The organism is Actinocatenispora thailandica (assembly GCF_016865425.1).
Lineage (GTDB): Bacteria > Actinomycetota > Actinomycetes > Mycobacteriales > Micromonosporaceae > Actinocatenispora > Actinocatenispora thailandica.
In genome coordinates this window covers 5,748,049-5,773,161 of sequence record NZ_AP023355.1, presented here as the reverse complement: position 1 = coordinate 5,773,161, position 25,113 = coordinate 5,748,049, and the positions used below count along the sequence as shown (strand labels likewise).

Below are 25,113 nucleotides of genomic sequence, written 5' to 3'. Positions count from 1 at the left end.
ATTCCGAGAAGGCCAGGCGGCGTCCGGACCTCGTCACCGTTCCCCCGACGGGGGATGGTCAAGGGGCGAAGGCCCCTTGACGGGGAAGGAGCGCGAGGAGGGGGCGAAGCCCTCTCCTCGCATTCCCCCACGCGGGCTCAGACCGCGAACAGAGGTGGCCTTTGCACCACCGCTCCAGGGCACACCTCAGCGCACAGAGATGGACCATCACCCCGGACGGTCAGAGCCTCACCCGAGGCGGACCCGGTAGATGGTCGGCGGTCGCCCGGTCGTCCCGGCCATCACCCGCCCGATCGGCTGCGCCACCCCGGCCCGCTCCAGCCGCTTCAACGTCCGGCGGGCCGAGCGCGGCTCGATGTCCAGCGCCTCGGCCACGTCGGACGCGGTGACCCCGTCGGCGCCCCGCTCGTACAGCATGGCCTTGAGCCGGTCCAGGTTCGCCTTCGAGAGGCCGGAACGGCGCGCGGCGACCCCGACCGGTACCGGCTCGTCCAGGCCCGCCTCGGCCGGGTCGACACCGCCGAGCATGATGTCGCCGCCGTTGCCCAGCGACACCACGGCGGCGAACGGGCCGGCGGCCCGGCAGCGGGCCAGCGCCCGGCGGGCCAGCGCCTCCGCCTCGGCGGCGGACCGGCCGACCCCGCAACCGACGTGCGCCCACATGTGTCGCTGGCTCAGCGCGGCGAGCAGCGGCAGCCGCTGGAAGCCGCCGGTCGCGCCCTCCAGCACGCCGCGGGTGGTGACCAGCAGGTACCGCCCCTCCTGCAGGGTGAACAGGCTGCCGGCCAGCGCGGTGATGTCGTCGGCGAGTTCCTGGTCGGGTTCGGACAGGTCGATGAAGCCGAGCACCACCTGCGCGTCGGCGTGCACCCGCCCGGCCGAGGCCAGCATGATCGTCTGCAGCGCGGACCGGACCGACACGATCGCCGGGGCCAGCCGTACCGTCTCGATGTCGCCGCGGATCTGCTCGTACACCGAGCGAACGCAGGTGATCGCCACGCTGCTCGCGGCGCCACGGGCAGCAGCCCGGTGGAAGTCGGCGAACTGGGCCGCGTCCCGCCCCGGCCGGTACTCCATCACCCGGACCCCCTCGACCGGCAGCGCGGCGTCCCGGAACGCCTCCACCACCTGGTCGCGGTCCAGGGTGTCGATGCTGATGGTGTCGACGGCGCGCCCGCTGGACAGCAGCTCGACGAGCACCCGGTACAGGGTGGCGCCGCTGTAGGTGATGTAGGTGGCCGGCCGGTCCAGCACGCCGGCCTGCTGCGCCAGCGTGTACGGGATGGCGCCGGTGAACAGCCAGGAGTCGACCTCCGGCGGGCGGTCGGCGACGATGTCCGCCGCCTGCGACTCGTTCTGGTACGGCAGCGGCCGCAGCTCCAGCTGCGGGAAGTCCCGGGCGGCCACCTGCTGGACCAGCGGCACCAGGTCAGGCGGCCCGACCACCCCGACCGTGGCCCGGACCTCCGCCTGATACCGGGGGTTGGTCATCACACCCGCATCGTGCCATGTCATCGGATGGTCGTACCGTCCCTCACCGGCCCGGCCGTCCCGGTGGTCAGCGCCGCCGGGACGTCGCCGCCGGTCAGGTCCGGGTAGGCGGTGAGTACCCGGCCGATCTGGTCGGCCTGGCCGGGGGACAGCCGTTCGGCGTCGGCCAGGCACCAGTTGCCGGCGAGCAGCCCCTCCCGGGCGAGTACCTCGTTGACCCCGGCGATGCTGCCGGCGAAGCCGTGCGCGGCGTCGAACACCGCGGAGTTCGCGTCGGTGAGCTGGGCGGCGCGGGCCAGCAGGTCCAGCGGTACCGGCGCGCCGGCCCGCACGATCGCGCGCACCTGGGCGTGCAGCGCCACCGCGGCCGGCGTCCACACCGCCCACTGGCCGAGCAGCCCGCCGACGATGTGCACCGTGCTGCCGCCGAACCGGTACGGGGTGAGCAGGTCGGCGACGATGTTGTCGTCGTTCCCGGTGTACAGCGCGATCCGGTCGGCGCTGCCGGCGTCCACCACGGCGCGGATCACCTCGATCGTGGCGTACCGGTCGAACGGTGCGATCTTGATCGCCTCGACCCCGGGCAGCCCCGCGTAGCGGCGCCAGAACTCGTAGCCGAAGCTGCGGTGGCCGATCGTCGGCTGCAGGTAGAAGCCGAACACCGGCAGGATCTCGGTGACCGCGGCGACGCCGGCGAGGATCTCCGCCTCGGGCGCGTCGCCCCAGCCGTTCATCGCCACCAGCGCCAGGTCGTAGCCGAGATCGGCGGCGAGCCGCGCCTCGGCGACCGCGCGCTCGGTCGGGCCGAGCACCCCGGCGACGAGCAGCGCCCGGCTGCCGCCGGCCGGATCCGGGGCCACCGCCGCCGCCTCCTCGGCGGCCAGCCGCAGCACCGGCTCGTACAGCCCGTTGTGGTGGATCTCGAACTGGGTGGTGTGCACGCCGACCGCGACCCCACCGGCGCCGGCACTCAGGTAGTACCGGGTCAGGCCGCGTTGCCGGGGTTCGTCCAGCCGCAGGTCCGCGGTGAGCGCCAGCGGGTGCGCCGGGATGACCATGCCGTCGCGCAGCCGGCTGCGCTTCTCCTCGTCGTACATCAGAACTTGCCCGCGCGCTCGGTGAAGTGGGTGGGCTTGTCCAGCAGCGGGCCGCCCTCCAGCAGCCACGCCGCGGTCCAGTCGAGCATCTCGGCCAGGCTGACCGACGGGTAACCGAACAGGCCGAAGCAGCGGGCCGCGTTGGACAGCAGCGCGGTGTCGGCCTCGGCGCCGCTGAACACCGGCTCGCGGTCGAGCCGGCGGCCGAGTTCGGTGCCGAGCCAGCGCACCGAGGCCGTCTCCGGGCCCGTCACGTTGAGCACCAGCGGGCTGCTGCCGAGGTGCGCGAGCGTGCTCAGCACGTACCGGTTGGCGTCGCCCTGCCAGACCACGTTGACCGCGGCGTTGCCCAGTTCGACCGGTTCGCCGGCGCGCACCGCGCGGGCGATGTCGGTGAGCACCCCGTACCGGCAGTCGATGGCGTAGTTGAGCCGGATGATCCCGAGCCGGCTGCCGGTCGCCGCCGCCTGGTGGGTCAGCACCCGCTCCCGCCCGAGGCAGGACTGCGCGTACTCGCCGACCGGGTCCGGCGCGACGGTCTCGTCGGCGCCCCCGGAGTGCGGCGGCACCAGCGGGTAGACGTTGCCGCTGGAGAACGCGACGAAGTTGGTGCCGGCGTAGCGCTGCGCCACCCGGCCCGGCAGGTAGGTGTTGAGCGCCCAGGTGGTCGCCGCGTCGGCGGCGGTGCCGAACTTGCGCCCCACCATGTACACCACGTTCGGCGCGTCCGGCAGGTTGGCGAGCGCCGCCTCGTCGGTCAGGTCGGCGGCGACGGTGTGCACGCCGGCCTCGTCGAGTTCGGTGCGGGCCTGCGGGTCGGAGAACCGGGACACGGCGTGCACCCGGCGGCCGCCGGGGAGCCGGGCGAACGCCTCCGCGGCCATCCGGGCCAGGCTCACGCCCATCTTGCCGGCGGCGCCGAGCACGACCAGGTCGCCGTCGGTGTGGCCGAGCTGCTCGATGAGCCGGTCGTCCGGCTCGTGGACCCGGCGGGCGATCAGCGTGCGCAGCGCCGTCATCGGTATCTCCTCCACTGCGGGCTGGGGGAGGGGCCGGGGTGGGTCCGGCGTCGGTGCCACCGGGCGCCCGCTCCTCCAGAATAAGGGCTGCGCCGAAAGTATCCGCTGCTCGACGGCGCGTCAACGGTTCCCGCTCCACGGTCACTGTTGCCGCAGGTATTGACCGCACATCCGAGCCTAGCTATGTTCATCGTGACTTCAGGCACGACCGTAATTGGTTTGAGGACTCACCGCCTCTCAGGTCCGCGGGTCTTCGGCTGTGGGGCCTCGCCCCGGTGCTGCCGGCCGCGCCGGTCGCCGGCAACCTCGGTACCTGCTTCGACGCGGCCATCCAAGCGAGTCACGGACAGGGAGTGCAGGCAATGCGAGTACGGGCAATGGCCGCGGCGCTGGTCGCGGGCGTACTGGCGGTGACCGCCAGCGCATGCAGCTCGGGCTCGGACGCGAAGGTGCCGTCCGATCCCAGCAAGGTGTCCGGCACGGTCACCATGTGGATCTACCCGATCAACGAGAAGATCGAGAACACCTGGTGGAAGTCCAGGATCGCGGCCTTCGAGAAGAAGTACTCCAAGGTGAACGTCAAGGTCGTCGTCCAGCCGTGGGCGAACCGGGACGAGCAGCTGACCACCGCCATCGCCGGCGGCAAGGGCCCCGACGTGGTGTACCTGATCCCGGACCAGATCCCGCAGTACGCCAACACCGGGGCGCTGGCCGACGTGTCCGACGTGGTGGCCAAGGACAAGGGCGACTTCCGGCAGAACGCCCTGGCCGCGATGACCTACCAGGACAAGCTGTACGGCGTGCCGATGCTGATGTCGGTGACGGCCACCGTGGCGAACAAGAAGGTGCTGGCCAAGGCCGGTATCGACGCGCCGCCGGCGACCTGGGACGAGGCGCTGGCCGACGGCGCCAAGCTGAAGAAGAAGGGCCTGTACCTCACCGACTACGTGGCCTCGCCGGACGCCACCCTGAACCAGACCTTCTACCCGCTGCTGTGGCAGGCCGGCGGCACCGTGCTGTCGCCGGACGGGAAGAAGGCCGCGTTCAACTCGCCGGCCGGGGTCAAGGCGCTGACGTTCGTCAAGACGCTGGTGGACCGGGGTTACGTCCCGAAGGACAGCCTGACCGTCACCCCCAAACCGGACCAGAGCGTGCTGTGCACCGGCAAAGCGGCGTTCGGGTTCGCCAGCGCCACCGCCGAGGTGACCATCTGCCCCGGGTACCAGGCGAGCGACTGGCAGGTCGCCGCGCCGTTGCAGGAGTCCAAGTCGGTCTCGTACGGCACGGTCGGCGGGCTGAGCGTGCTGTCCGGGTCGAAGAACGCCGCCGCCGCGAAGGCGTGGGTGCAGTGGATCAGCTCGCCGAGCCAGCTCAAGCAGTTCGACCTGGACCACGGCTACTCGTCCACGCGCACCTCGCAGGGCAGCCTGCTGGCCGACCAGCCGCTGGTGGGCGAGAGCGAGAAGTACCTCGGTGACATGAAGACCGGCGTCACCAACGCCGCCGCACCGCGGCAGCTGATGGACGTCATCAAGCCGCACCTGCAGGCGGCGCTGCTCGGCAAGGTCAGCGTCAAGCAGGCGCTCGCGGACGCCGAGAAGGACGCCAACAAGCAACTCGCCCGGGGCTGACCCGGCACGCCGCCGCCCGGATCACGGTCCGGGCGGCGGCATCGGCAAGGGGTTCCCACCGGACGGCGTCGATCCTTTCCGTGGCGGCCCCGGAGAACAGGAGCGGCACATGACGACCCAGACCGCGCCGCGGACCGAGCCGGCTGCCGGCCGACCGGCGCGCCCGTCCCGCTGGAGCCGGATGCGGCGTTCGGGCAGCGGGATGGCGCTGCTGTTCGTCGCACCGTACCTGCTGCTGTTCCTGGTCTTCCGGATCCTGCCGACGCTCGCCGGGATGGCGCTGAGCCTGGCGAAGTACCAGATCACCGGGATCCTCGAGTGGCGCGGGCTGGACAACTTCCAGCGGCTGTTCACCGACGACCTGTTCTGGAACGCGCTGCGGGTGACCGCGGTGTACACGGTGATCGCGGTGCCGCTGACGCTGGTCGTGGCGCTGGCGATGGCGCAGCTGTCGGCCCGCTCGATCCGCGGCATCCGGGTCTACCGCGCGCTGTACTTCCTGCCGGTGATCACCAGCCTGGTCACCAGCGGCGTGATCTGGCAGTGGCTGTACGCCGAGCACGGCCCGCTGAACGGGCTGTTCGGCCTGCTCGGCATCGGGCCGGTGCCGTGGCTGTCGTCCGGCGCGGCGGTGCTGCCGTCGCTGTCCCTGCTCAGCGTGTGGACCCGCTTCGGCTACGACATGCTCATCCTGCTCGCCGGGCTGCTCGCGATCCCGCAGGAGTACTCCGAGGCGGCGATGCTGGACGGTGCCTCGGCCTGGCAACGGTTCTGGCACATCACCCTGCCGCAGCTCAAGCCGGCGATGTTCTTCGTGGTGATCCTGGAGATCGTGCAGTCCTTCCAGGTCTTCGACGTGATCTACGTGATGACCGGCGGCGGCCCGGTGCGGTCCAGCTACTCGCTGGTGTTCTTCGTCTACGACCAGGGCTTCCACTACTTCGACTTCGGTTACGCCAGCGCCGCCGGTGTGGTGCTGTTCGCCATCACCCTGATCGTGTCGCTGGTGCAGCGGCGCCTGTTCCGGGAGGACTGAATAGTGTCCACTGTGGATAGAGTCGCCCGGAAGTCGCGACGCAACCGGCGGCGGCTGTGGGCGCACCTGCCGCTGGCGATCGTCGCGGTGGCCACGATCATCCCGTTCTACGTGATGATCGTGCTGTCGCTGCGCAAGGGGCGGTCGCTGTCGCTGCCGGACGCGCTGCTGCCGTTCCACGTCAACTTCGGCGCGTACGCCGACGTGCTGGCGCACGCGCAGGTGGTGCGCTGGATGCTGAACACCGCGGCGTACTCGGTGATCAGCGTCGTGCTGGTGCTCGTGTTCGCGTCGTTCGCCGCGTACGCGTTCGCCAAGAAACGGTTCTTCGGCCGCAACGCGATGTTCTGGACGCTGCTGGCCACCCTGATGGTGCCCTACCACCTGACGCTGATCCCGCAGTTCATCCTGATCTCGAAGATGGACGGGCTGGACACGCTGTGGGGCCTGATCGTGCCGACACTGGCCAACACCCAGGCGCTGTTCCTGATGCGGCAGTTCATCATGGGCATCCCGGACGAGCTGATCGAGGCGGCCCGGATCGACGGCGCCGGCGAGATCCGGCTGTTCTGGCAGATCGTGCTGCCGCAGACCAAGCCGATCCTCGCCACCCTCGGCGTGTTCGTGTTCCTGTGGCACTGGAACGACTTCCTCTGGCCGCTGGTCGCCACCCGCTCGCCGGACCACTACGTGCTCACCGTCGGGCTCAACAGTCTGCAGGCGCAGGACTCGTCGTTGACCGTGACGATGGCCGGCGCGGTACTGACGTTCCTGCCGATCCTGCTCGTCTACGTGCTGTTGCAGCGGTACTTCGTCCGCGGCGTGACGATGAGCGGGCTGAAGTGAGCGGCGCCGCGCGGAGTGGCCGGCGCAGCGACGAGGTGCGGGTCGGCATCGTCGGCACCGAGAGCTCGCACGTCGACCACGTCGTCCGGTACTGCAACGCCGAGCACCGCGCCGGCCCGGCCCGGGTGGTGGCGGTCGCGCCGGCCACGCCGGACGAGCGGGTACGCGATCTCGGCATCGACCGGGTGGTCGGAGCGCCGGAGGAGCTGCTCGGGCTGGTCGATGCGGTGGTCGTCGCCGACCGGGACGCCCGCCGGCACACCGGGCAGGCGCTGCCGTTCCTGACCGCCGGGCTGCCGACACTGGTGGACAAGCCGTTCGCCGCCGATCCCGCCGACGCCGAGGCGATGGTCGCCGCGGCCCGGCGGCACGGCGCGCCGCTCACCTCGTACTCGGCGCTGCGCTGGCATCCGGCGCTCGCCACGGTGCGGCGCGTCCGGCCGCGCGCCGTGGTGGCCACCGGGCCGGCCGATCCGGCCAGCCGGTACGCCGGGATCCACTTCTACGGCACCCACCCGGTCGAGCTGGCACTGTTGCTCGCGCCGGGGCCGGTCGGGCCGGTACGGGTGCAGACCGGCGACGGGATCGTGGTCGCCACCGCGGTCGTCGGCGGAACCGCGGTGACCGTCCAGTTCGTTGCGCCGACCGACCCGCCGGTGCCGTTCCACGTGCAGGTGACCGGCCATGCGGAGGTCGTCGGTACCGCACTGGAGCTGAGCCCGGACTACCTGCATCCGGGGCTGGACGCGTTCTTCGAGATGGTGCGGACCGGCACCCCGCCGCTACCGCTCGACGACCTGCCGCGGCCGGTGCGGTTCCTCGCCGCCGTGGCGCAACAGCTGGCACAACCCTAGATCGGGCACGGCGCTCGATCGGGCACGGCGCTCGATCGGGTGCGGCGCCGGATCGAGCACAGCCCTGATCCAGGCTCCGCCGCCGCGCGGAGCTCCGCTTCCGAGAAGGGATCACCGTGCGACGACACGACACCGGTACCGTGCGAAGACTCCGCCTCGTCCCCCTCGTACTCGCGCTCCTCGCCCCGCTCGCCCTCGCCGGCACCGCGCACGCCGGCGGCGCCGATCCGGTACGGGACCTCGGTACCCCGCTCACCTCGCTGACCGTGATGCAGGGCGCGGTCGGCCACGATCCGGACGGCTCCGACGTCCTCTACGCGGTACCGGCCGGCGAGAACGCCGAACTCAACGTCGTCGACGTGCACAGCCGGACGCTCAAGCGGGCGGTACCGCTGCCCGGCGCGGCCGGCGCGTGGGCGATCACCGTCGCCTCCGACGGCAGCGTGTACGTCGGCAGCTACTCCAACGCGCACCTCTACCGCTACACGCCCGCCGACGGCACGGTGACCGACCTCGGCCAGCCGATCGGCGGCGAGCAGTTCCTGTACGGCCTGTCCGCCGGCGACGACGGCAGCGTGTACGGCGGCACGTACCCGCACGCGCACGCGTTCCGCTACGACCCTGCCGACGGCCAGGTCACCGACTACGGCTCGCTGGACGACGTGCAGCAGTACGCCCGGTCCACCGCGTACGACCCGGACGACCGGGCGCTGTTCGTCGGGCTGGCGACGCCGAAGGCGCGGCTGCTGCGCATCGACGTCGACTCCGGTGCGGTGACCGAGCTGACCCCGGCCGGCTTCGGCGGTACCGAACTCTCCGACCTCGACTACGCGGGCGGCAAGGTGTTCGGCAACGACCACGGCCAGCTGGTGGTGTTCGACGCGAAGACCGGCAACCAGCTCGACTTCACCGACCCGTCCGGTGCCACGGTCGACCAGTTCCCGCTGTCCGCCCGCGGCGTGTCCCCGGCGCACGACGGCGCCGTCTGGTTCACCACCAGCACCCTGCACCTGGTCCGGTACGACCTGGCCACCGACACGCTGACCGACACCGGTGCGCGGGTCAGCCGGGGCGCGGCCATCGGGTACGGCTGGGTCGACGACCCGACCGGGCCGGCGCTGTACGGCCTGGCCGGCAACTACTCGGGCGGCACGTTCCGGTTCGACCCGGCCACCAACGCGCTGACCCAGTGGTCGTCGCCGCTGCGGTACGTACCGGTGCCGCTGATGAACGTGCTGCCGGACCCCACCGACGGCACCGTGCTGGTGGACGCGTTCCTGAACGGCACCGCCGGCAGGTACGACCCGGCGACCGGGAAGACCGCCGCCGCGCCGCGACTCGGCCAGGTGGAGGACTGGGCCTGGGGCGACGACGGCAAGGTCTACTTCGGCATCTACCCGTACGGGCAGCTGTCGGTGTGGGATCCGCACGCCCCGGCCGGCGCCGACAACCCGCGCAAGCTGTTCGCCCTGGTGGACAGCGACGAACAGAACCGCCCGGTGGCGGTGGTACCGCACGGGCGCCGGGTCTACGTCGGCACCACGCCCGGCTACGGCGTGTACGGCGGTGCGCTGAGCGTCTACGACTTGGACACCGGCGAGCTCGCCGTGCACCGCAACATCGTTCCCGACCAGACGGTCGCATCGCTGCTGCCGGTCGGCGACGCGGTCTGGGGCGGCTCCAGCATCGACGGCGGCCAGGGCACCGAGCCGAAGGCGACCGAGGCGAAGCTGTTCCGCTACGACCCGGCGACCGGCACCAGGACCGCCGAGTACACGCCGGTGCCGGGGGCCGAGAGCATCACCGCGCTGACCGTCGGCCCGGACCACGACCTGTGGGGGCTCGCCGACGGCACCGTGTTCGTGTTCGACCCGGACACGCACCAGGTGGTGCGCCGCATCCCGGTGTTCACCGGCGGTACCGGCGCCCAGGACGGCGCGCTGGTCTGGCGGGACGGCATGCTGTACGGGGTGTCCGGCGGCCGGCTGTTCGTGGTCGACTCGCTGGGCGGCACCGCGCGGGTGCTGCACTCCGGCGGGCTGCTGCGGCTGGCGCCGGCCGCCGACGGCACGCTGTACACGTTGCTGCAGCCGGCGGGCAGCGTCGACCGCACCCACCTGGCCGCCTACACCCCGCCGGCCGACGCCTGCCCGAGCTCCGACCTGCGCGGCACGGTCTGGGCCGGCGACGTCGACAGCGGCGTACCCAACCGGTTCGTCGGCGACGGCTGCACGGTCACCGACCGGCTCCCCGACCCGGACGCGAACTGGCCGAACCACGGCAGCTACGTCGCCGCGGTCACCAGCTCGGTCGATGCCCTGGTGGACAACGAGTCCGTGACTCCCGACGAGGGCGATCGGATCGTCGCCGCCGCGGCCCGCTCCGCGGTGAGCTGAGCACCACGGTGGCATCGGCGAGCGCGCTCGCCGATGCCACCGCCCACTCGCGGTCGGAGGATCATCTCGCTTCCGGCGTCGTGTTGCCCGGCCACGACGCAGAGCGCTCATCCGTTGGTCAACTACTGGTGGGGCGCTGACGTGTCTGGGAACTCACGGGACACTCGGTGAGTGAAGGCCGGCGCACCGCACCTGGCGAGATTCTGGAGGAGTTCGGAAACCGGGATCGCTGGTTTGCCTGCTTTGCCGGTGTCGGCGCTCTGCTCTCGAATGACCGATGTAACCGTTTGCGGCGCCAGGTCGAACTGATGCAGGAGAAAGTCATCCGGGTCCAGGCACTCGATGTGGAAGGGGGCGCACGCCGACGTTGGGAAACCGTTCCGATCGTCGCTGACGATCACGTCAGCTCGCCCAACGGCCGCTGCTGCCAGCACGTGCCGGTCTTTCGCGTTGTTCTTCATGCTGCTCACGATCGGCTCGTAGCCCTCGACGAGGGCATCGTCGAAAGCGGCGTTCATGCACTGGAACATGCGGTCGACGCTGGACTTGGTGGCAGTCGGTGCGAGTTCGAGGATGTGACGTCTGGTTTCGTCCAGGATGCCGACAGACCACAGCGGTCGATACAAGCCTGCCTCCGCGATGCGCAAGAGCGTGTCGCGAAGGCAGCTAGGAATCAGGACGTTCGCGTCTAGCAGGGCGGAGAAAGGCACACAGGTAGGTTATTCGTCCTACAGGGCGTTCTGCCAGAAGCGGATCACTCCGTGTTATCTGGCCGTTCAACGGATGGCAAGGGGGCATCGTAGAGCCCCATGTCGATGCTGTCCTGCGTCAACTGCCTCAGGGCACTGCGCCTCTCGCTGCGCCGCCGTTGCTGGTAGTCAATCAAGTCTGCGAGCTTGACGCGGCGGTGCATGTTGGGCTTCTCAAACGGGATCTTCCCTGCTTCGAGCATCTTCGTCAGGGTTGGGCGCGAGACGCCGAGGAAGTCAGCGGCCTGCTGCGTTGTGAGCGTGGTGTGTTGGGGAGCGATAGTGATCGCGTACCCGCTGGCCAGCGCCTCCACCGCCTTGACCAGGACTTCGTGCAGGCGGGGCGGCAGCTCGATGGCAGTGCCGTCTGCGCCGATTAGTTTGGCGTGTGCTTCTGGAACCTCCACCCCACGCTGACGAAGTACCTGGAGCAGGTTGACAACGGTCGCGTGATCGGTGGCCTCTGGCAGGATCGTCTGCTCGTCCATCACTCTTGCTGCCGTCGTGGTCATAGCCTCAGCCTCACCCAAATTCGAAAGAAACGCAACCGACTGTTCGGTCAAACGAGGGAAGAGGATCCTCGTGGCGGCGAGGCGTCGCCGATGCGGGTGGCCGTCGAGCCTCGATGCTGGTCGGCGACCTATCGGAGCGGTCTGGTCCACCGCTACCCCTGGTCCGAGGCGTGCCGGGGGAGGAGGAAGACCAGGGCGAAGGTGACGGCGAGCAGCGCGATCGCGACCGGGATCGTGGTGCGCAGGGCGGCGGTCCAGTCGGCGGCGTCCGGGCGCGGGCCGGCGAGGCCGAAGAACAGCGTGCCGAGCACCGCGGTACCGGTGGCGGTGGCGACCTGCTGCACCGCGTTCAGCAGCCCGGCACCGGCGCCGGCGTGGTCGCCGGCCACGTCGCCGAGGACGAACGTGAACAGCGGCGCGAAGACGGTACCCAGGCCGAAGCCGAGGACCAGCAGGGCCGGCGCGAAGTGCCACCAGGCCAGGCCGGCGCCGACCGTGGCGAGCAGCCCGGCCAGGGCCGCCAGGCCGACGGCGATCACCAGCACACCGAGGTGCAGGACGCGGCGGCCGAGCCGGCCGGCGACGGCGCCGCCGACGATGCTGCCGGCCACGATGCCCAGCGCGTTCGGCGCGCTGGCCAGGCTGGCCCGCAGCGCGCTGTATCCCAGCCCCAGCTGCAGGTAGAGCGCGAACGCCAGGGTCACGCCCATCACCGCGGTGAAGAACACCACGCCGAGGATCAGCCCGCCGGTGAACGAGCGCCGCCGGAACAGCGCCGGCAGTACCAGCGGGTCCCGGCCGGCGCGGCTTCGCGCGACCTGGTGGGCGGCGAACACCGTGAGCAGCGCGGCACCGAGACCGAGCAGCGCGAAGCTCCACCACGGCCAGCCGAGCTCGCGCCCCTGCACCAGCGGGTACAGCAGGGCGACGAGGCCGGCGCCGACCAGCAGCATGCCGACCGGGTCGAGCCGCTGCCCGCGCGTCGGCCGTACCGAGGGCAGGAAGAGGACCGCGCCGAGGATGCCGGCGAGCCCGATCGGCAGGTTGATCAGGAAGATCGACCGCCAGCCGGTGCCGAACAGGTCGGCGCCGAGCAGCACCCCGGCGAGGATCGGCCCGCCGACCGCGGACAGCCCCATCACCGGCCCGAACGCGCCGAACGCCTTGGCCTGGTCCTTCGGGCCGAACATGTCCTTGAGCAGCCCCAGTCCCTGCGGGATCAGGATCGCGCCGAACGCGCCCTGCGCGGCACGGCAGGCGATCAGCATCGCCGGGCCGGTGGACAGCCCGCAGGCGACCGAGGCGGCGGTGAAGCCGACCGCGCCGAGCAGGTACATCCGGCGCCGCCCGTACAGGTCGCCGAGCCGGCCGCCGGTGATCAGCCCGAGCGCGAAAGCCAGCGTGTAGGCGGCGCCGAGCCACTGCATGAACGTGGTGCCGCCGCCGAGCCGGTGCGCGATGCCCGGCGCCGCGATGGTGGTGATGGTGCTGTCCAGCAGGTCCATCACCTCGGCGCACAGCACGACGGCGAGGCCGAGCCAGCGCCAGCGGTACCCGGGCGGCGCCGCGAGGTGGCTGCCGGTTTCGGTCATGGTCATGAAGGCTCTCCGTACATTGATCGTGGAACGAACGGTGTTCGTAACTCGACTACCGTTCTACGGTGCGAATGGTGATCGCGTCAACTGGTATCGTGTCCGCGTCGATGTGAGGAGGGACATGCCGACGCAGTCCGCGGAGGGAAGAGCATGACCGAGATCCCGGCGCCACCCTGGCGCACCGGAAAGCGGCCGGTGCGCCAGCCGCTCAGCCAGGACGCGATCGTCGCCGCCGCGATCCGGGTGCTCGACGCCGAGGGGTTGGACGCCGTCTCGATGCGCCGCGTAGCGCAGGAACTCGGTACCGGGCCCGCATCGCTCTACGCGCACGTCGCGAACAAGGACGAACTGTACGAACTGATGCTGGACGCGGTGGTCGGCGAGACCGTCGAGGAGGCCGAGCGCGCGGTGTCCGAACCCGACTGGCAGCAGGGCGCCCGGCGGATCGCCCGCGCCGGCCGGGACGCGCTGCGCCGGCACCGCGACCTCGCCCGGGTCGCGATGACCGGGTTCCCGTTCGCGCCGAACAGCATGCGGGTCACCGAGTCGTACCTGGCGATCCTGCGCGGCGCCGGGCTGCCCGACCAGATCGTCGCCTGGGCCGTCGACCGGCTCGCCCTGTACGTGACGGCCGACGTGCTGGAGGGCGCGTACTACTACGCCAAGGGCTGGAAGACCGAGGAGGAGGCGCACGCCCACCTGGACCAGGCCGCCGAATACCTGCGGACGCTGCCGGCCGAGCGCTTCCCGCACATCGTGTCGATGGTGGACGCGCTGATGTCCGGCGGCTCCGACGAGCGGTTCGAGCAGGGCCTCGACATGATCCTGGACGGGGTCGCCAAGTACCTGCCGTGACCCGCTGGCGGCGCCGAAATGTCACCGCCCGGTGGCATGCTGCACCGCATGACCGACGAGGACGAACGACCGGAGCGGGTCGGTGAGCGGATCGACCACGAAGACTGGGCCTGCGCGACGGTCGAGCGGCAGCGCTTCGTCGACTGCGAGTTCGTCGAGGCCGACCTGACGGAGCTGACCGCGACCGCGTGTACCTTCGAACGGTGCACCTTCGTCGGGGCCCGGTTGAACGCCGCCGTGCTGACCCGGTGCGCGCTGCTGCACTGCACGTTGCGAGCGGCGTCGCTGTTCGGCGTCACGTTCGACGACTGCAAGCTGACCGGCAGCACGTTCCTGGGCTGCACGCTGCGACCGCTGACCGTCCGCGGCGGCGACTGGTCGTACGTGTCGCTGCGCGGGCACGACCTCGGCCGGCTCGACCTGCGCAAGGTTCGGCTGCGCGAGGCCGACCTGTCCGAGTCCGACCTGAGCCGGGCGGACCTGCGCGACGCCGACCTCGGGTACGCGAAGCTGTCGCACGTCAAGCTGGTCGACACGGACCTGCGTGGAGCCGACCTGACCGCGGTCGCGCTGCGCGGGCTCGATCTCACCGGCGCCCGCATCGATCTCGGCCAGGCCGTCCAGGTGGCCAGCTCGTACGGCGCGGTCGTCGAGGCGTAACGGCGACGTCGCGCCGCCCCACCCCGTACTCTCGCCCCAGAGCACCCGGACGCCGGCGCACTCGGAGCAAGCGAATGTCTGGTGATCGTTGGGCCTGCGGGTTCCCCGATCGTCCCGTCCGGGAGCGCGAATGTCGTCGGGGTCGGTGGTGATCGTTGGGCCTGCGGGTCTCCCCGATCGTCCCGTCCGAAGCGAGCGAATGTCGTCGGGGTCGGTGGTGATCGTTGGGCCTGTGGGTTCCCCCGATCGTCCCGTCCGAAGCGAGCGAATGTCGTCGGGAGGGGCGGGTCGTGATCTATGAGCCTTTGAGTGCCCCCCAACCCCCCGTCAGGACCGAGCGGATGTCTCCCCGGGGAGGAATACGCACATGCCCTGTATTCACATGGACCAGGCGGCCGAGCAGCCCGACCCGCCGCCGCAGACGCCGGCCGGCTGCACCGACTGCCTGGCCGAGGGCCGGCACGACTGGGTGCACCTGCGGCTGTGCCTGACCTGTGGTCATGTCGGTTGCTGTGACTCGTCGCCGGCCACCCACGCGACCCGCCACTACCAGCACACCGAGCATCCGGTGGTGCGCTCGGCCGAGCCGGGCGAGTCGTGGCGCTGGTGCTTTCCCGACGAGTTGGTCGGCTGAGCTGCCGGTCGGCCGACCGGCGTCGGTGGCCGTCCGGGACCGTGACAGACTGCGGTGTGTGAGCGAGCAGGCGACGATTCTCGACGGCAAGGCGACCGCTGCGGCGATCAAGGACGAGCTGCGGGCGCGGGTCAAGGCGCTGACCGAGCGGGGCAGCACTCCGGGGCTGGGCACCATCCTGGTCGGTGACGACCCCGGTTCGCACGCGTACGTGGCGGGCAAGCACCGGGACTGCGCCGAGGTCGGCATCACCTCGATCCGCCGCGACCTGCCGGCCGACGCGACGCAGGCGGACGTCGAGCGCGCGGTCGACGAGCTGAACGCCGACCCGGCCTGCACCGGCTACATCGTGCAGCTGCCGCTGCCGGACCAGATCGACACCCAGGCGATCCTGGAGCGGATCGATCCGGTCAAGGACGCCGACGGGCTGCACCCGGTCAGCCTGGGCCGGCTGGTGTTGGGCGAGGCCGGCGCGTTGCCGTGCACGCCGCGCGGCATCGTGGAGCTGCTCACCCGGTACGGGGTGGCCCTGCGCGGCGCGGAGGTCACCATCATCGGCCGCGGCACCACGGTGGGCCGGCCGCTCGGCCTGCTGCTGACCCGGCGCAGCGAGAACGCCACGGTGACGCTGTGCCACACCGGTACCAGGGACGTCGCGGCACACACCCGGAACGCCGACGTGGTGGTGGTCGCGGCCGGCCGGCCGCACCTGCTGACCGCGGACATGATCAAGCCCGGCGCGGCCGTGCTGGATGTGGGTATCACTCGGGTACCGCAGGAGTCCGGCAAGGCGAAGCTGGTCGGTGACGTGCACCCGGAGGTCCGGGAGGTCGCCGGCTACCTGGCCCCGATGCCCGGTGGTGTCGGCCCGATGACTCGCGCGATGCTGCTGACCAACGTGGTGGAGGCCGCCGAGGCGCGGCTCGGCTGAGCGACCGCTCGGATCGGCCGTGGCGGCCGGTTCCGGGCCGCCGGGGAGGTGGGCATGGCCGGCAAGGTGTCGGTGATCGGTGCCGGTGCGTACGGCGCGACGACGGCGCACCGGTTGGCCGAGTGCGACGCGTTCGACACGGTGGTGTTGACCGACGTGGTGGAGGGCCGGGCCGAGGGGCTGGCGCTGGACATCGGTCAGTGCCGGCCGATCGTCGGGTTCGAGACGCATGTGGTGGGGCGCACCACCGGTCGCGGTGGCGACGGGTACGACGTGCTGGCCGGGTCGGATGTGGTGGTGCTCGCGGCGGGGGTGCCGCGCACCCCGGGGATGAGCCGGCAGGAGCTGTTGGACACCAATGCGGCGGTGGTGCGGGACGCGGCGGCGCAGATCGCCCGGCATGCGGCCGGCGCGGTGTTGATCGTGGTGACCAATCCGCTGGACGAGATGACCGCGCTGGCGCAGCGGGTCACCGGGTTCCCGCCGTCCCGGGTGATCGGCCAGGGTGGGGTGCTGGATTCGGCTCGGTTCAGCACGTTCGTGGCGGATGAGCTCGGTGTGCCGGTCTCGTCGGTTCGTACCCTCACGCTCGGGTCGCACGGCGACGCGATGGTGCCGGTACCGTCGCGGTCGACCGTGGATGGCCGGCCGCTGGCGGAGGTGGTCGACGCGGACGCGCTGGACGCGTTGACCGAGCGGACCCGTACCGGTGGTGGCGAGATCGTGGCGCTGCTCAAGACCGGGTCGGCGTACCACGCGCCGTCCGCGGCGGCCGCTGCGATGGCGCGGGCGATCGCCGGGGACACCGGCGCGGTGCTGCCCGCCTGCGCGTGGCTGACCGGCGAGTACGGCATCGCCGACGTGTATCTCGGGGTGCCGGTGGAGCTCGGGGTGACCGGGGTGCGCCGGGTCGTGACGACGCCGCTGGCCGAGTCGGAGCTGGCGGCGCTGACCGAGGCGGCGGACACCCTCCGGGAGCGGCAGGCGAGGCTGCGCTGATCCGGCCGCCGGGTGTCGGGTTCGGCGCCGGTTGGCCACCGCGTCGGGTGTCGGGTTCGGTGCCGGTTCGCCGCGGAGTGTCGGGTTCGCGCCGGGCCGCGGATCCGCTCAGCGCTGGGTCGCCGCGAGCTGGTATTGGCCGCGGGCGCTGCGGCGCGGTCCCTCGGCGGCGCACCACAGGCAGAACACGACGAACGCGCCGGGGATCGCGGACCACAGCCACCACGGCGCGTCCCAGCCGCCGATCAGGCCGATCATCAGCCAGATCACGATCTGTACCGCGGTCGACACCAGGGTCAGCCCGGTGAGCAGCCGGATGGCCAGGAACAGGCCGGCCGGCGGGTACGGCGTGACGGGCACGCCGCGCAGCGCCGCACTGAGGTGGCCGCGGTTGGTGGCGCTGCCGATCCGGTTCAGCGCGCGGGCGTAGCGTTCGGCGTCGAGGTCGTTGCGCTGGTACGCGGTGCGGGCCGAGTCGCGGGCGATCCGGCGATCGATGTCGTCGATCGGCAGGATCTCGGGCCACAGCAGGTGGGTCGCGACGGTGGACGGGGCGCTCATCTTCGTGCTCCTGGGGTGCGGAACGGCGTCGTACCTGACCTCTCCAACCTGCCCGACGGGCGCGCCCGGGGCGATCCGGCGGCCCGGCGTCCGGGTGCTGGAGCTGCCCCCACCCCACCGGTTCGGCCGGTTTCGTCTGGTTGGCCGCGGCGGTGAGGGAACGGGTCCCGCCCGGCGGCGGGCGGATCGGCGCGGCCCCAGGGTGTACGGGGCCGGTGCTGTCCAGTACGCTCGTACTGTTAATGACCGTGAGAGGAGAGCCCGGCCGATGGCCAAGATCAAGGTAGCCAACCCGGTCGTCGAGCTCGACGGCGACGAGATGACCCGGATCATCTGGAAGCAGATCAAGGACCAGCTGATCCTGCCGTATCTCGATGTCGATCTTGAGTACTACGACCTGGGCATCGAGCACCGCGACGCGACCGACGACCAGGTCACGATCGACGCGGCGAACGCGATCAAGAAGCACGGCGTCGGCGTCAAGTGCGCGACGATCACCCCGGACGAGGCGCGGGTCGAGGAGTTCGGCCTGAAGAAGATGTGGCGCTCGCCCAACGGCACCATCCGCAACATCCTCGGCGGCGTGATCTTCCGCGAGCCGATCGTGATGTCCAACATCCCGCGGTACGTGCCGGGTTGGACCAAGCCGATCGTGATCGGCCGGCACGCGCACGGCGACCAGTACAAGGCGAGTGACTTCGTGGTGCCGGGGCCGGGCAAGGTGACGATCACCTACACGCCGTCCGGCGAGGGTGCGCCGATGGAGTTCAACGTCGCCGACTTCAACGGCGGCGGCGTCGCGGTCGGCATGTACAACTTCGACGACTCGATCCGGGACTTCGCCCGCGCGTCGCTCCGGTACGGGCTGGAGCGCAAGTACCCGGTCTACCTGTCGACGAAGAACACCATCCTGAAGGCGTACGACGGCCGGTTCAAGGACATCTTCGCGGAGATCTTCGAGGCGGAGTTCAAGGCCGACTTCGACGCCGCCGGCATCTGGTACGAGCACCGGCTGATCGACGACATGGTGGCGCAGGCCATCAAGGGCGACGGCGGCTACGTGTGGGCCTGCAAGAACTACGACGGCGACGTGCAGTCCGACGTCGTCGCGCAGGGCTTCGGCTCGCTCGGCCTGATGACCTCGGTGCTGATGACCCCGGACGGCCGTACGGTCGAGGCCGAGGCCGCGCACGGCACCGTGACCCGGCACTACCGGCGCTACCAGCAGGGCGAGAAGACCTCGACCAACCCGGTCGCGTCGATCTTCGCCTGGAGCCGGGGCCTGGAGCACCGTGGCAAGCTGGACAACACCCCGGAGCTGGCCGAGTTCGCCCACCAGGTCGAGGCGGCCTGCGTGGAGACCGTCGAGGCCGGCCAGATGACCAAGGACCTGGCGCTGCTCATCGGCAAGGACGCCCCGTGGCAGTCCACCGACGAGTTCATGTCCTCGATCGCCGACCGGCTCGCCGCGAAGCGCGCCTGACTGGGCGCCGGCGAAGCAACCTTTGCGCCTGCCGGTCGACCGACCCGTTCGACGGCCCGGACCGATCACGGTCCGGGCCGTCGGCGTGCCGGCCGGCTGTTGCCTCCGCCAGGTGGGTGAAACCGGTTGCGGGACAACCGACAGCGTGCTGCACTGCCGGCGTGATCGAACTGGACAGCTCAGCCCAGGCCCTGGCGTACCGCGGGGCGTACGACGACCAACTGCGCGGCCGGGCGGGCAGCGGCAACGGCGGCCAGATCGAGCGGGTCGGTCCGCTCGTGCGGAAGACCGCGCTGGAAGGCGCCGGCTTCGTGCTGTACCGCGATCTCGGCGGGCTGCGCGGTGCCGAGCTGGACGCGCTGATCGACGACCAGGTGCGGCACTTCGCGGCGCTCGGCCAGTCGTTCGAATGGAAGTGGCACCACTACGACGAGCCGGACGATCTGACCGATCGGTTGCGCGCCAAGGGTTTCACCCCGGAAGAGGACGAGACCATCCACATCGGGCCGGTGGCGCCGCTCGCCGTGCCGGCCACGGTAGCGGACGGGGTGGTGGTCCGGGCGGTTACCGGTCGCGCCGACCTGGAGCGGATCCGCGCGATGGAGGAGAAGGTCTGGGGGTTCGACCACTCCTGGCTACCGGACGCGCTGACCCGGTTCATGGATCCCGAGGACGGTGATCCGGCCGTCGTGGTTCTCGCCGAGGCCGGTGACGAGGTCGTCTGCGCATCCTGGGTGGTGTTCCACACCGGTACCGAGTTCGCCTCGCTGTGGGGTGGATCGACGTTGCCACAGTGGCGCGGCAAGGGCATCTACCGGGCGCTGGTGGCGCACCGGGCGCGGCTCGCCGCCGAGCGCGGTTACCGCTACCTGCAGGTCGACGCGTCGCCGGACAGCCGACCGATCCTGACCCGGCTCGGCCTGCGCCCGGTCGCCGTCACCGTTCCGTACATCTGGCGCCCGTCCGAGTAGCCTGCACCGTCGGCGTAGCGGCGTCTTCGCGTGGCCGCAGCCTATCGGAGTGGCGGCGCTGTGGTGTGGCCGCCAACTTTCGGCGTGGCGGCGCTGTGGTGTGGCCGGCGGCTTTCTGCCTGGCCGGCGGCTTTCTGCCTGGCCGGCGTTCCTCGGCGGGGCCGGCCCGTTGTGACCGCCCTTTGCTCTGGACACTCATGTGCACCACCGGTGGTGCACATGAGTGTCCAGAGCAAAGGGGCGTGGTCATGCCCACGCTCCGGGGCCGGGGCCGGGGCCGGGGCCGGGGCCGGGGCCAGGGCCAGGGCCGGGCGGCCGGAGCCGGTCGCTCAGGCGAGCCGGCCGGCGCCCTGCGAGGGCACCGCGAGGAACGTCGCCGGTTCGGTGAAACCGTTGCTGGCGAAGGCGTTCCGGACCGCCTGCTGCACCTCGTCGACCGCGCCGGCATCGGTGAGTGCCAGCACGCAGCCGCCGAAGCCGCCGCCGGTCATCCGCGCCCCGTACGCCCCGGCGGACAGCGCGGCGGCGACCGCGGTGTCGACCGGCGGCACGGTGATCTCGTAGTCGTCCCGCATCGAGGTGTGCGACGCGGACAGCAGCGGGCCGATCGCTCGCAGCTGTCCGGCCCGCAGCAGCGACACGGTGTCCAGTACCCGCTGGTTCTCGGTGACGACGTGCCGGACCCGGCGACGCGACTCGTCGTCCGGCAGGGCGGCGAGCGCGGCGTCGAGGTGTTCGCCGGAGACGTCGCGCAGCGCCGGGACGCCGAGGACCCGCGCGGCCGCCTCGCACGCCGACCGGCGCTTGGCGTACTCGCCGTCGGTGTGCTGGTGGGGCGCCCGGGTGTCGATGACCAGCAGGGCCAGGCCCGCGGCGGCGAGGTCGAACGGTACCTGCTCGTTGGACAGGTCCCGGCAGTCGAGGAACAGCGCGTGCCCGGCCTGGCACAGGATCGATGCGGACTGGTCCAGGATGCCGGTGGGCGCGCCGACGTAACCGTTCTCCGAGCGTTGCACCAGCCGCGGCCGGGCGGTCACCGGTATGTCCACATCGGACAGATCAGTGAGCGCGCCGAGCACCGCGCACTCCAGCGCGTGCGAGGAGGACAGCCCGGCACCGAGCGGCACGTCGGAGTCGATGAACAGCTCGGCGCCGGCGACCCGGTGCCCGGCCTCGTGCATCGCCCAGACCACCCCGGCGACGTACGCCGACCAGCCGGCCAGCGCGCCCGGGGTGGCCGCCGCGGCCTCGTCGATCTGGACGGTCTCCTTGGTCAGCGTCGAATGGACAGTCCACTGTGGACCAGCTGACCGCCGGGCGGTGACGGTGGTGCGCTGCGCCAGGGCGAACGGCAGCACGAACCCGTCGTTGTAGTCGGTGTGCTCGCCGATCAGGTTGACCCGACCGGGCGCGTACCATACGCCGTCCGGCTCCCCGCCGAACACCTCGGCGAAGGAACTCATGAGCGTTCCTCCTTCGTCGGAACACCCACGAGACACGGCGGACGATGCCGACGGTTCGCTCGCTGACGCTCGCTCACGGGCGCACCCCCGGACGGCCCGGCACCGGCTGGCGCGTCACGACCGGCCCTTGTCGTACTGGTAGAAGGTCCAGGCGTCGGCGATGATGTCGGACAGCCGCGGCTTCGTCGGCACCCAGCCGAGCTCCCGGCGGGCCTTCTCCGAGGAGGCGACGACGACCACCGCGTCGCCGTCCCGGCGCGGCGCGAGGGTCACCGGCAGCTTCGCCCCGGTCACCTCCCGGACCACGTCGATCACCTGCTTGTTGCTGTACCCGTTGCCGTTGCCCAGGTTGAAGATCTTGTGCTGCCCCGGCTCGGTGTTGTCCAGCGCCAGCAGGTGCGCGGTGGCCAGGTCCTCGACGTGGATGTAGTCGCGGATGCAGGTGCCGTCCGGCGTGTCGTAGTCGTCGCCGAACAGGAAGAACTCGCCCCGGTCGCCGGCCGCGGCCTGCAGCGCGATCGGGATCAGGTGGGTCTCCGGTTCGTGCCGCTCGCCGAGGTGCCCGGCGTCGGACAGTGACGCGCCGGCCGCGTTGAAGTACCGCAGGCTCACCGCGCCGAGGTTCGAGCCGCCGCACTCGCCGGCCAGCATCAGGTCGATCATCAGCTTGCTGGACGAGTACGGATTCGTTGGCGCGACCGGCGCGTCCTCGGTGATCTTCGCGGACGGGTCGTCGCCGGACACGTTGCCGTGCACCGTACCGGTGGAGGAGAAGATCAGCCGCGGGGTGCCCGCGGCGCGCACCGCGTCCAGCAGGTCGAGCGTGCCGCGCACGTTCGTGTCCCAGTACAGCCCCGGGTTGGACACCGACTCCTCGACGGCGATCTTCGCGGCGAAGTGCAGCACCCCGTCGAACCCGGCGTCCGGGGTCAGCACCTGCGCGACGTCGTGGATCGACAGCTGGTGGAACGGCACCCCGTCGGGCACGTTGTCCCGGAAGCCCTTCGACAGGTCGTCCAGGATCTCCACCTGGTGACCGGCCGCGAGCAGCTGGCGGGTGACGATGCTGCCGATGTACCCGGCGCCGCCGGTGACGAGAAGCTTCACTGTTCTACCTCGACTCCCTCAACATCTGCGCCGCCCGTTCCGGGCGGATGTCGTTGACGAATGCCCCCATCGCCGACTCCGATCCTGCCAGGTACTTGAGCTTGCCCGGCGCGCGGCGGATGGAGAACAGCTGAAGGTGCAGGTAGGCGAGGTGCCGGTCGGCGTGTACCGGGGCCTGGTGCCAGGCCGACACGTACGGCATCGGCAGGTCGAACAGCGCGTCGAAACGTCCCAGTACGTCCAGGTAGAGTGGTCCGAAGGCGTCCCGTTCCGCATCGGACAGGGCGGGGATGTCGGGCAGCTGGCGGTGCGGGTAGAGGTGCACCTCGAACGGCCAGCGAGCGGCGGCCGGCACGAACGCCGTCCAGTACTCGTTGCTGGCCACCACCCGGGAGCCGTCCGCGCGCTCGGCGGCGAGCAGGTCGGCGAACAGGCCCCGGCCGCCGGTCCGGTGCCCGTACCGCCGGGCCGAGTCCAGGGCGGTCGCGGTCTGCGGCGTCACGTACGGGTAGCCGTAGATCTGGCCGTGCGGGTGGTGCAGGGTGACGCCGATCTCCTCGCCCCGGTTCTCGAAGCAGAACACCTGCGCGATGCCGGGCAGCGCGGACAGCTCGGTGGTCCGGTCGGCCCAGGCTTCCACGACGGTACGCACCCGCTGCGGGGTCAGCCGCGCGAACGACGAGTCGTGGTCGGCGGTGAACCCCACCAGCTCGCAGCGGCCCCGACCGGGCACGGCCGGTACCAGGCCCTCGGTGCCGGGCACGGCCGGCGGGGCACCGGTGCCGAGCGGGCCCGCGGCGCCGTCGCCGATGCGGTGACTGAACGACGGGAAGCGGTTCTCGAACACCACCACGTCGTAGTCGTACGCCGGGATCTCGGTGGAGCGTTCCGGCGTCGACGGGCACAGCGGGCACTGGTCCGACGGCGGCAGGAAGGTGCGGTTCTGCCGGTGCGCGGCGACCGCGACCCACTCGTCGAGCACCGGGTCGTACCGCAGCTCGGAGGCGGGCGGTGGCTCCGGCAGATCGCGGCGGTCCGGCATGCTGCGGTCGGCGTCGTCGCGCTCGTCGAAGTAGATGAGCTCGCGGCCGTCGGCCAGCAGGATCGGGGTGCGTTTCATCGACTCGCCTGTCCAGCATCCACATCGGTGTCGGTATCGGGCGTGGCGCCGGCCGGCGCCACGAGCAGGTCGCCGACCAGCCCGCCCAGGATCTGCTGGGCATCGTCGGGCAGGCCGTCGTCGGTGACGAGCGCGTCGGCCTCGTCGAGCCGGGCGATGGTGGAGATGCCGACCGTCTCCCACTTGGTGTGGTCGGCCAGCACGACCAGCCGGCGGGCGGCGGCCACCAGTGCCCGGTCGGTCTCCGCTTCCATCAGGTTCGGCGTGGTGAAGCCGGACCGCTCGTTGATGCCGTGTACCCCGAGGAACAGCTGGTCGAGGTTGAGCGACCGGATCGCGGTCTCGGCGAACGGGCCGACCAGCGCGTCGGACGGGGTACGGATGCCGCCGGTGAGCACGACGGTCTGGTCGGCGCGGCCGTTGTGGTAGAACACCTCGGCCACCGGCACCGAGTTGGTCACCACGGTCAGCGCCGGTACGTCGAGCAGCTGGTGCGCGAGTGTCCAGGTGGTGGTGCCGGCGGACATCGCGATCGCGGTACCGGGGGAGACCAGTTCGGCGGCCCGCCGCGCGATGGCCTCCTTCTCGGCCTGCTGGCGCATCGACTTGGCGGCGAACCCGGGTTCGTCGGTGGAGCCGGGGGCGAGCGTGGTGGCGCCGCCGTGCACCTTGGCCAGCAGCCCGCGCTGGGCGAGCGATTCCAGGTCTCTGCGGATCGTCATGTCCGAGACGTTGAACTCGCGCACCAGGTCGGAGACCCGGACGCCACCGTGCCGGCGGACCAGGTCCAGGATCGCGGACTGCCGTTGCTGTGCGAGCATCTGGGAGCCTCCTGGGTGCGCCGACTGCGATGCACCGGGCCGAACGTGCGGACGTGTTCGGCTCGGCTGACGGGTGTCCCGCCGGGTCGGCGGCGTGGTCCCCGGCCGACGGAGTCCGTCGTCGCCGTTATCAACTCTTATGCCAGATCGACCAAGAGTCAACACGTTCGAACGAGAGTGTTGCACACCTCCGCCACCCGCCGATCGGTCGGGTCGCCTTCGTACCGTCGGCCTGTTTCCCGTGCGTTGCCACCGGATGGCCGATCCGTGACTACCGTGTGG

23 protein-coding genes are annotated in these 25,113 nt (G+C 71.3%); 12 read left to right on the top strand and 11 right to left on the bottom strand.

The window, feature by feature from the left end; translation table 11 throughout:
* Nucleotides 1-228: 228 nt before the first annotated feature.
* Genes Athai_RS25745 through Athai_RS25735 form a run of 3 tightly spaced genes read right to left on the bottom strand, consistent with a single transcriptional unit; the run spans nucleotide 229 to nucleotide 3,607 of the window.
* Complete coding sequence (locus Athai_RS25745) at nucleotides 229-1,515, bottom strand: helix-turn-helix domain-containing protein (protein ID WP_203963884.1); 1,287 nt, start codon at nucleotides 1,513-1,515, stop codon at nucleotides 229-231.
* Nucleotides 1,512-2,588 carry a dihydrodipicolinate synthase family protein gene (locus Athai_RS25740; protein WP_203963883.1) on the bottom strand — a complete coding sequence of 359 codons (1,077 nt, stop codon included), beginning with the start codon at nucleotides 2,586-2,588 and terminating at the stop codon, nucleotides 1,512-1,514. The genes Athai_RS25745 and Athai_RS25740 overlap by 4 nt, the downstream gene beginning before the upstream one ends.
* Nucleotides 2,588-3,607 carry an NAD-dependent epimerase/dehydratase family protein gene (locus Athai_RS25735; RefSeq protein ID WP_203963882.1) on the bottom strand — a complete coding sequence of 340 codons (1,020 nt, stop codon included), beginning with the start codon at nucleotides 3,605-3,607 and terminating at the stop codon, nucleotides 2,588-2,590. Before Athai_RS25735 ends, Athai_RS25740 begins: the two co-directional genes overlap by 1 nt.
* A 362-nt stretch (nucleotides 3,608-3,969) precedes the next feature.
* On the opposite strand from Athai_RS25735, the gene Athai_RS25730 reads away from it, so the two are divergent.
* The 5 genes from Athai_RS25730 to Athai_RS25710 all read left to right on the top strand — a co-directional run bounded on the left by Athai_RS25730 (nucleotide 3,970) and on the right by Athai_RS25710 (nucleotide 10,370).
* Nucleotides 3,970-5,238 carry an ABC transporter substrate-binding protein gene (locus tag Athai_RS25730; RefSeq protein WP_203963881.1) on the top strand — a complete coding sequence of 423 codons (1,269 nt, stop codon included), beginning with the start codon at nucleotides 3,970-3,972 and terminating at the stop codon, nucleotides 5,236-5,238.
* A gap of 109 nt (nucleotides 5,239-5,347) precedes the next feature.
* A complete protein-coding gene (locus Athai_RS25725) occupies nucleotides 5,348-6,274 on the top strand; it encodes a carbohydrate ABC transporter permease (protein ID WP_203963880.1) in 927 nt (308 codons plus the stop codon).
* Between the two features lie 12 nt (nucleotides 6,275-6,286).
* Nucleotides 6,287-7,120, top strand: coding sequence for a carbohydrate ABC transporter permease (locus tag Athai_RS25720; RefSeq protein WP_203963879.1), 834 nt, complete (start codon nucleotides 6,287-6,289; stop codon nucleotides 7,118-7,120).
* Entirely contained in the window at nucleotides 7,117-7,974 is an 858-nt protein-coding gene (locus tag Athai_RS25715) for a Gfo/Idh/MocA family oxidoreductase (protein WP_203963878.1), read from the top strand. The genes Athai_RS25720 and Athai_RS25715 overlap by 4 nt, the downstream gene beginning before the upstream one ends.
* 116 nt (nucleotides 7,975-8,090) lie before the next feature.
* Nucleotides 8,091-10,370: a DUF6923 family protein gene (locus Athai_RS25710; protein WP_203963877.1), complete on the top strand. Its 2,280-nt coding sequence runs from the start codon at nucleotides 8,091-8,093 to the stop codon at nucleotides 10,368-10,370.
* A 122-nt stretch (nucleotides 10,371-10,492) separates the two neighbouring features.
* Here the strand turns inward: Athai_RS25710 and Athai_RS25705 are convergent, their stop codons facing one another.
* The 3 genes from Athai_RS25705 to Athai_RS25695 form a co-directional block, all read right to left on the bottom strand.
* Entirely contained in the window at nucleotides 10,493-11,080 is a 588-nt protein-coding gene (locus Athai_RS25705) for a PIN domain-containing protein (RefSeq protein WP_203963876.1), read from the bottom strand.
* Between the two features lie 44 nt (nucleotides 11,081-11,124).
* Nucleotides 11,125-11,631: a helix-turn-helix domain-containing protein gene (locus Athai_RS25700; RefSeq protein WP_239157167.1), complete on the bottom strand. Its 507-nt coding sequence runs from the start codon at nucleotides 11,629-11,631 to the stop codon at nucleotides 11,125-11,127.
* A 152-nt stretch (nucleotides 11,632-11,783) separates the two neighbouring features.
* Nucleotides 11,784-13,229, bottom strand: a complete 1,446-nt coding sequence (locus Athai_RS25695; RefSeq protein WP_239157166.1) for an MFS transporter — start codon at nucleotides 13,227-13,229, stop codon at nucleotides 11,784-11,786.
* Between the two features lie 147 nt (nucleotides 13,230-13,376).
* Between Athai_RS25695 and Athai_RS25690 the strand changes: the two genes are divergently transcribed.
* From Athai_RS25690 to Athai_RS25670, 5 genes are all read left to right on the top strand, one after another.
* The gene (locus Athai_RS25690; RefSeq protein ID WP_203963875.1) at nucleotides 13,377-14,081 is read left to right on the top strand and encodes a TetR/AcrR family transcriptional regulator; all 705 of its coding nucleotides are present in this window, start codon (nucleotides 13,377-13,379) and stop codon (nucleotides 14,079-14,081) included.
* A 48-nt stretch (nucleotides 14,082-14,129) separates the two neighbouring features.
* Nucleotides 14,130-14,741 carry a pentapeptide repeat-containing protein gene (locus tag Athai_RS25685; protein ID WP_203963874.1) on the top strand — a complete coding sequence of 204 codons (612 nt, stop codon included), beginning with the start codon at nucleotides 14,130-14,132 and terminating at the stop codon, nucleotides 14,739-14,741.
* A 367-nt stretch (nucleotides 14,742-15,108) separates the two neighbouring features.
* The gene (locus tag Athai_RS25680; RefSeq protein ID WP_203963873.1) at nucleotides 15,109-15,375 is read left to right on the top strand and encodes a UBP-type zinc finger domain-containing protein; all 267 of its coding nucleotides are present in this window, start codon (nucleotides 15,109-15,111) and stop codon (nucleotides 15,373-15,375) included.
* A 58-nt stretch (nucleotides 15,376-15,433) separates the two neighbouring features.
* A complete protein-coding gene (locus Athai_RS25675; RefSeq protein ID WP_203963872.1) occupies nucleotides 15,434-16,306 on the top strand; it encodes a bifunctional methylenetetrahydrofolate dehydrogenase/methenyltetrahydrofolate cyclohydrolase in 873 nt (290 codons plus the stop codon).
* Nucleotides 16,307-16,360: 54 nt separating this feature from the next.
* The gene (locus Athai_RS25670; protein ID WP_203963871.1) at nucleotides 16,361-17,305 is read left to right on the top strand and encodes a malate dehydrogenase; all 945 of its coding nucleotides are present in this window, start codon (nucleotides 16,361-16,363) and stop codon (nucleotides 17,303-17,305) included.
* A 108-nt stretch (nucleotides 17,306-17,413) separates the two neighbouring features.
* Here the strand turns inward: Athai_RS25670 and Athai_RS25665 are convergent, their stop codons facing one another.
* Nucleotides 17,414-17,866, bottom strand: coding sequence for a hypothetical protein (locus Athai_RS25665; RefSeq protein WP_203963870.1), 453 nt, complete (start codon nucleotides 17,864-17,866; stop codon nucleotides 17,414-17,416).
* 268 nt (nucleotides 17,867-18,134) lie between these two features.
* On the opposite strand from Athai_RS25665, the gene Athai_RS25660 reads away from it, so the two are divergent.
* Nucleotides 18,135-19,349: an NADP-dependent isocitrate dehydrogenase gene (locus Athai_RS25660; RefSeq protein WP_203963869.1), complete on the top strand. Its 1,215-nt coding sequence runs from the start codon at nucleotides 18,135-18,137 to the stop codon at nucleotides 19,347-19,349.
* 161 nt (nucleotides 19,350-19,510) lie between these two features.
* On the top strand, nucleotides 19,511-20,320 hold the full coding sequence (locus tag Athai_RS25655; RefSeq protein WP_239157165.1) for a GNAT family N-acetyltransferase: 810 nt from the start codon (nucleotides 19,511-19,513) through the stop codon (nucleotides 20,318-20,320).
* 329 nt (nucleotides 20,321-20,649) lie between these two features.
* Here the strand turns inward: Athai_RS25655 and galK are convergent, their stop codons facing one another.
* The 4 genes from galK to Athai_RS25635 all read right to left on the bottom strand — a co-directional run bounded on the left by galK (nucleotide 20,650) and on the right by Athai_RS25635 (nucleotide 24,831).
* Nucleotides 20,650-21,783 (bottom strand): galactokinase, encoded by a 1,134-nt coding sequence (gene galK / locus Athai_RS25650; protein ID WP_203963868.1) that lies wholly within the window; start codon nucleotides 21,781-21,783, stop codon nucleotides 20,650-20,652.
* Nucleotides 21,784-21,897: 114 nt separating this feature from the next.
* Nucleotides 21,898-22,890, bottom strand: a complete 993-nt coding sequence (gene galE, locus Athai_RS25645) for a UDP-glucose 4-epimerase GalE (protein ID WP_203963867.1) — start codon at nucleotides 22,888-22,890, stop codon at nucleotides 21,898-21,900.
* A 4-nt stretch (nucleotides 22,891-22,894) separates the two neighbouring features.
* Nucleotides 22,895-24,010: a galactose-1-phosphate uridylyltransferase gene (gene galT / locus Athai_RS25640; RefSeq protein ID WP_203963866.1), complete on the bottom strand. Its 1,116-nt coding sequence runs from the start codon at nucleotides 24,008-24,010 to the stop codon at nucleotides 22,895-22,897.
* On the bottom strand, nucleotides 24,007-24,831 hold the full coding sequence (locus Athai_RS25635) for a DeoR/GlpR family DNA-binding transcription regulator (protein WP_203963865.1): 825 nt from the start codon (nucleotides 24,829-24,831) through the stop codon (nucleotides 24,007-24,009). Before Athai_RS25635 ends, galT begins: the two co-directional genes overlap by 4 nt.
* Nucleotides 24,832-25,113: the final 282 nt, after the last annotated feature.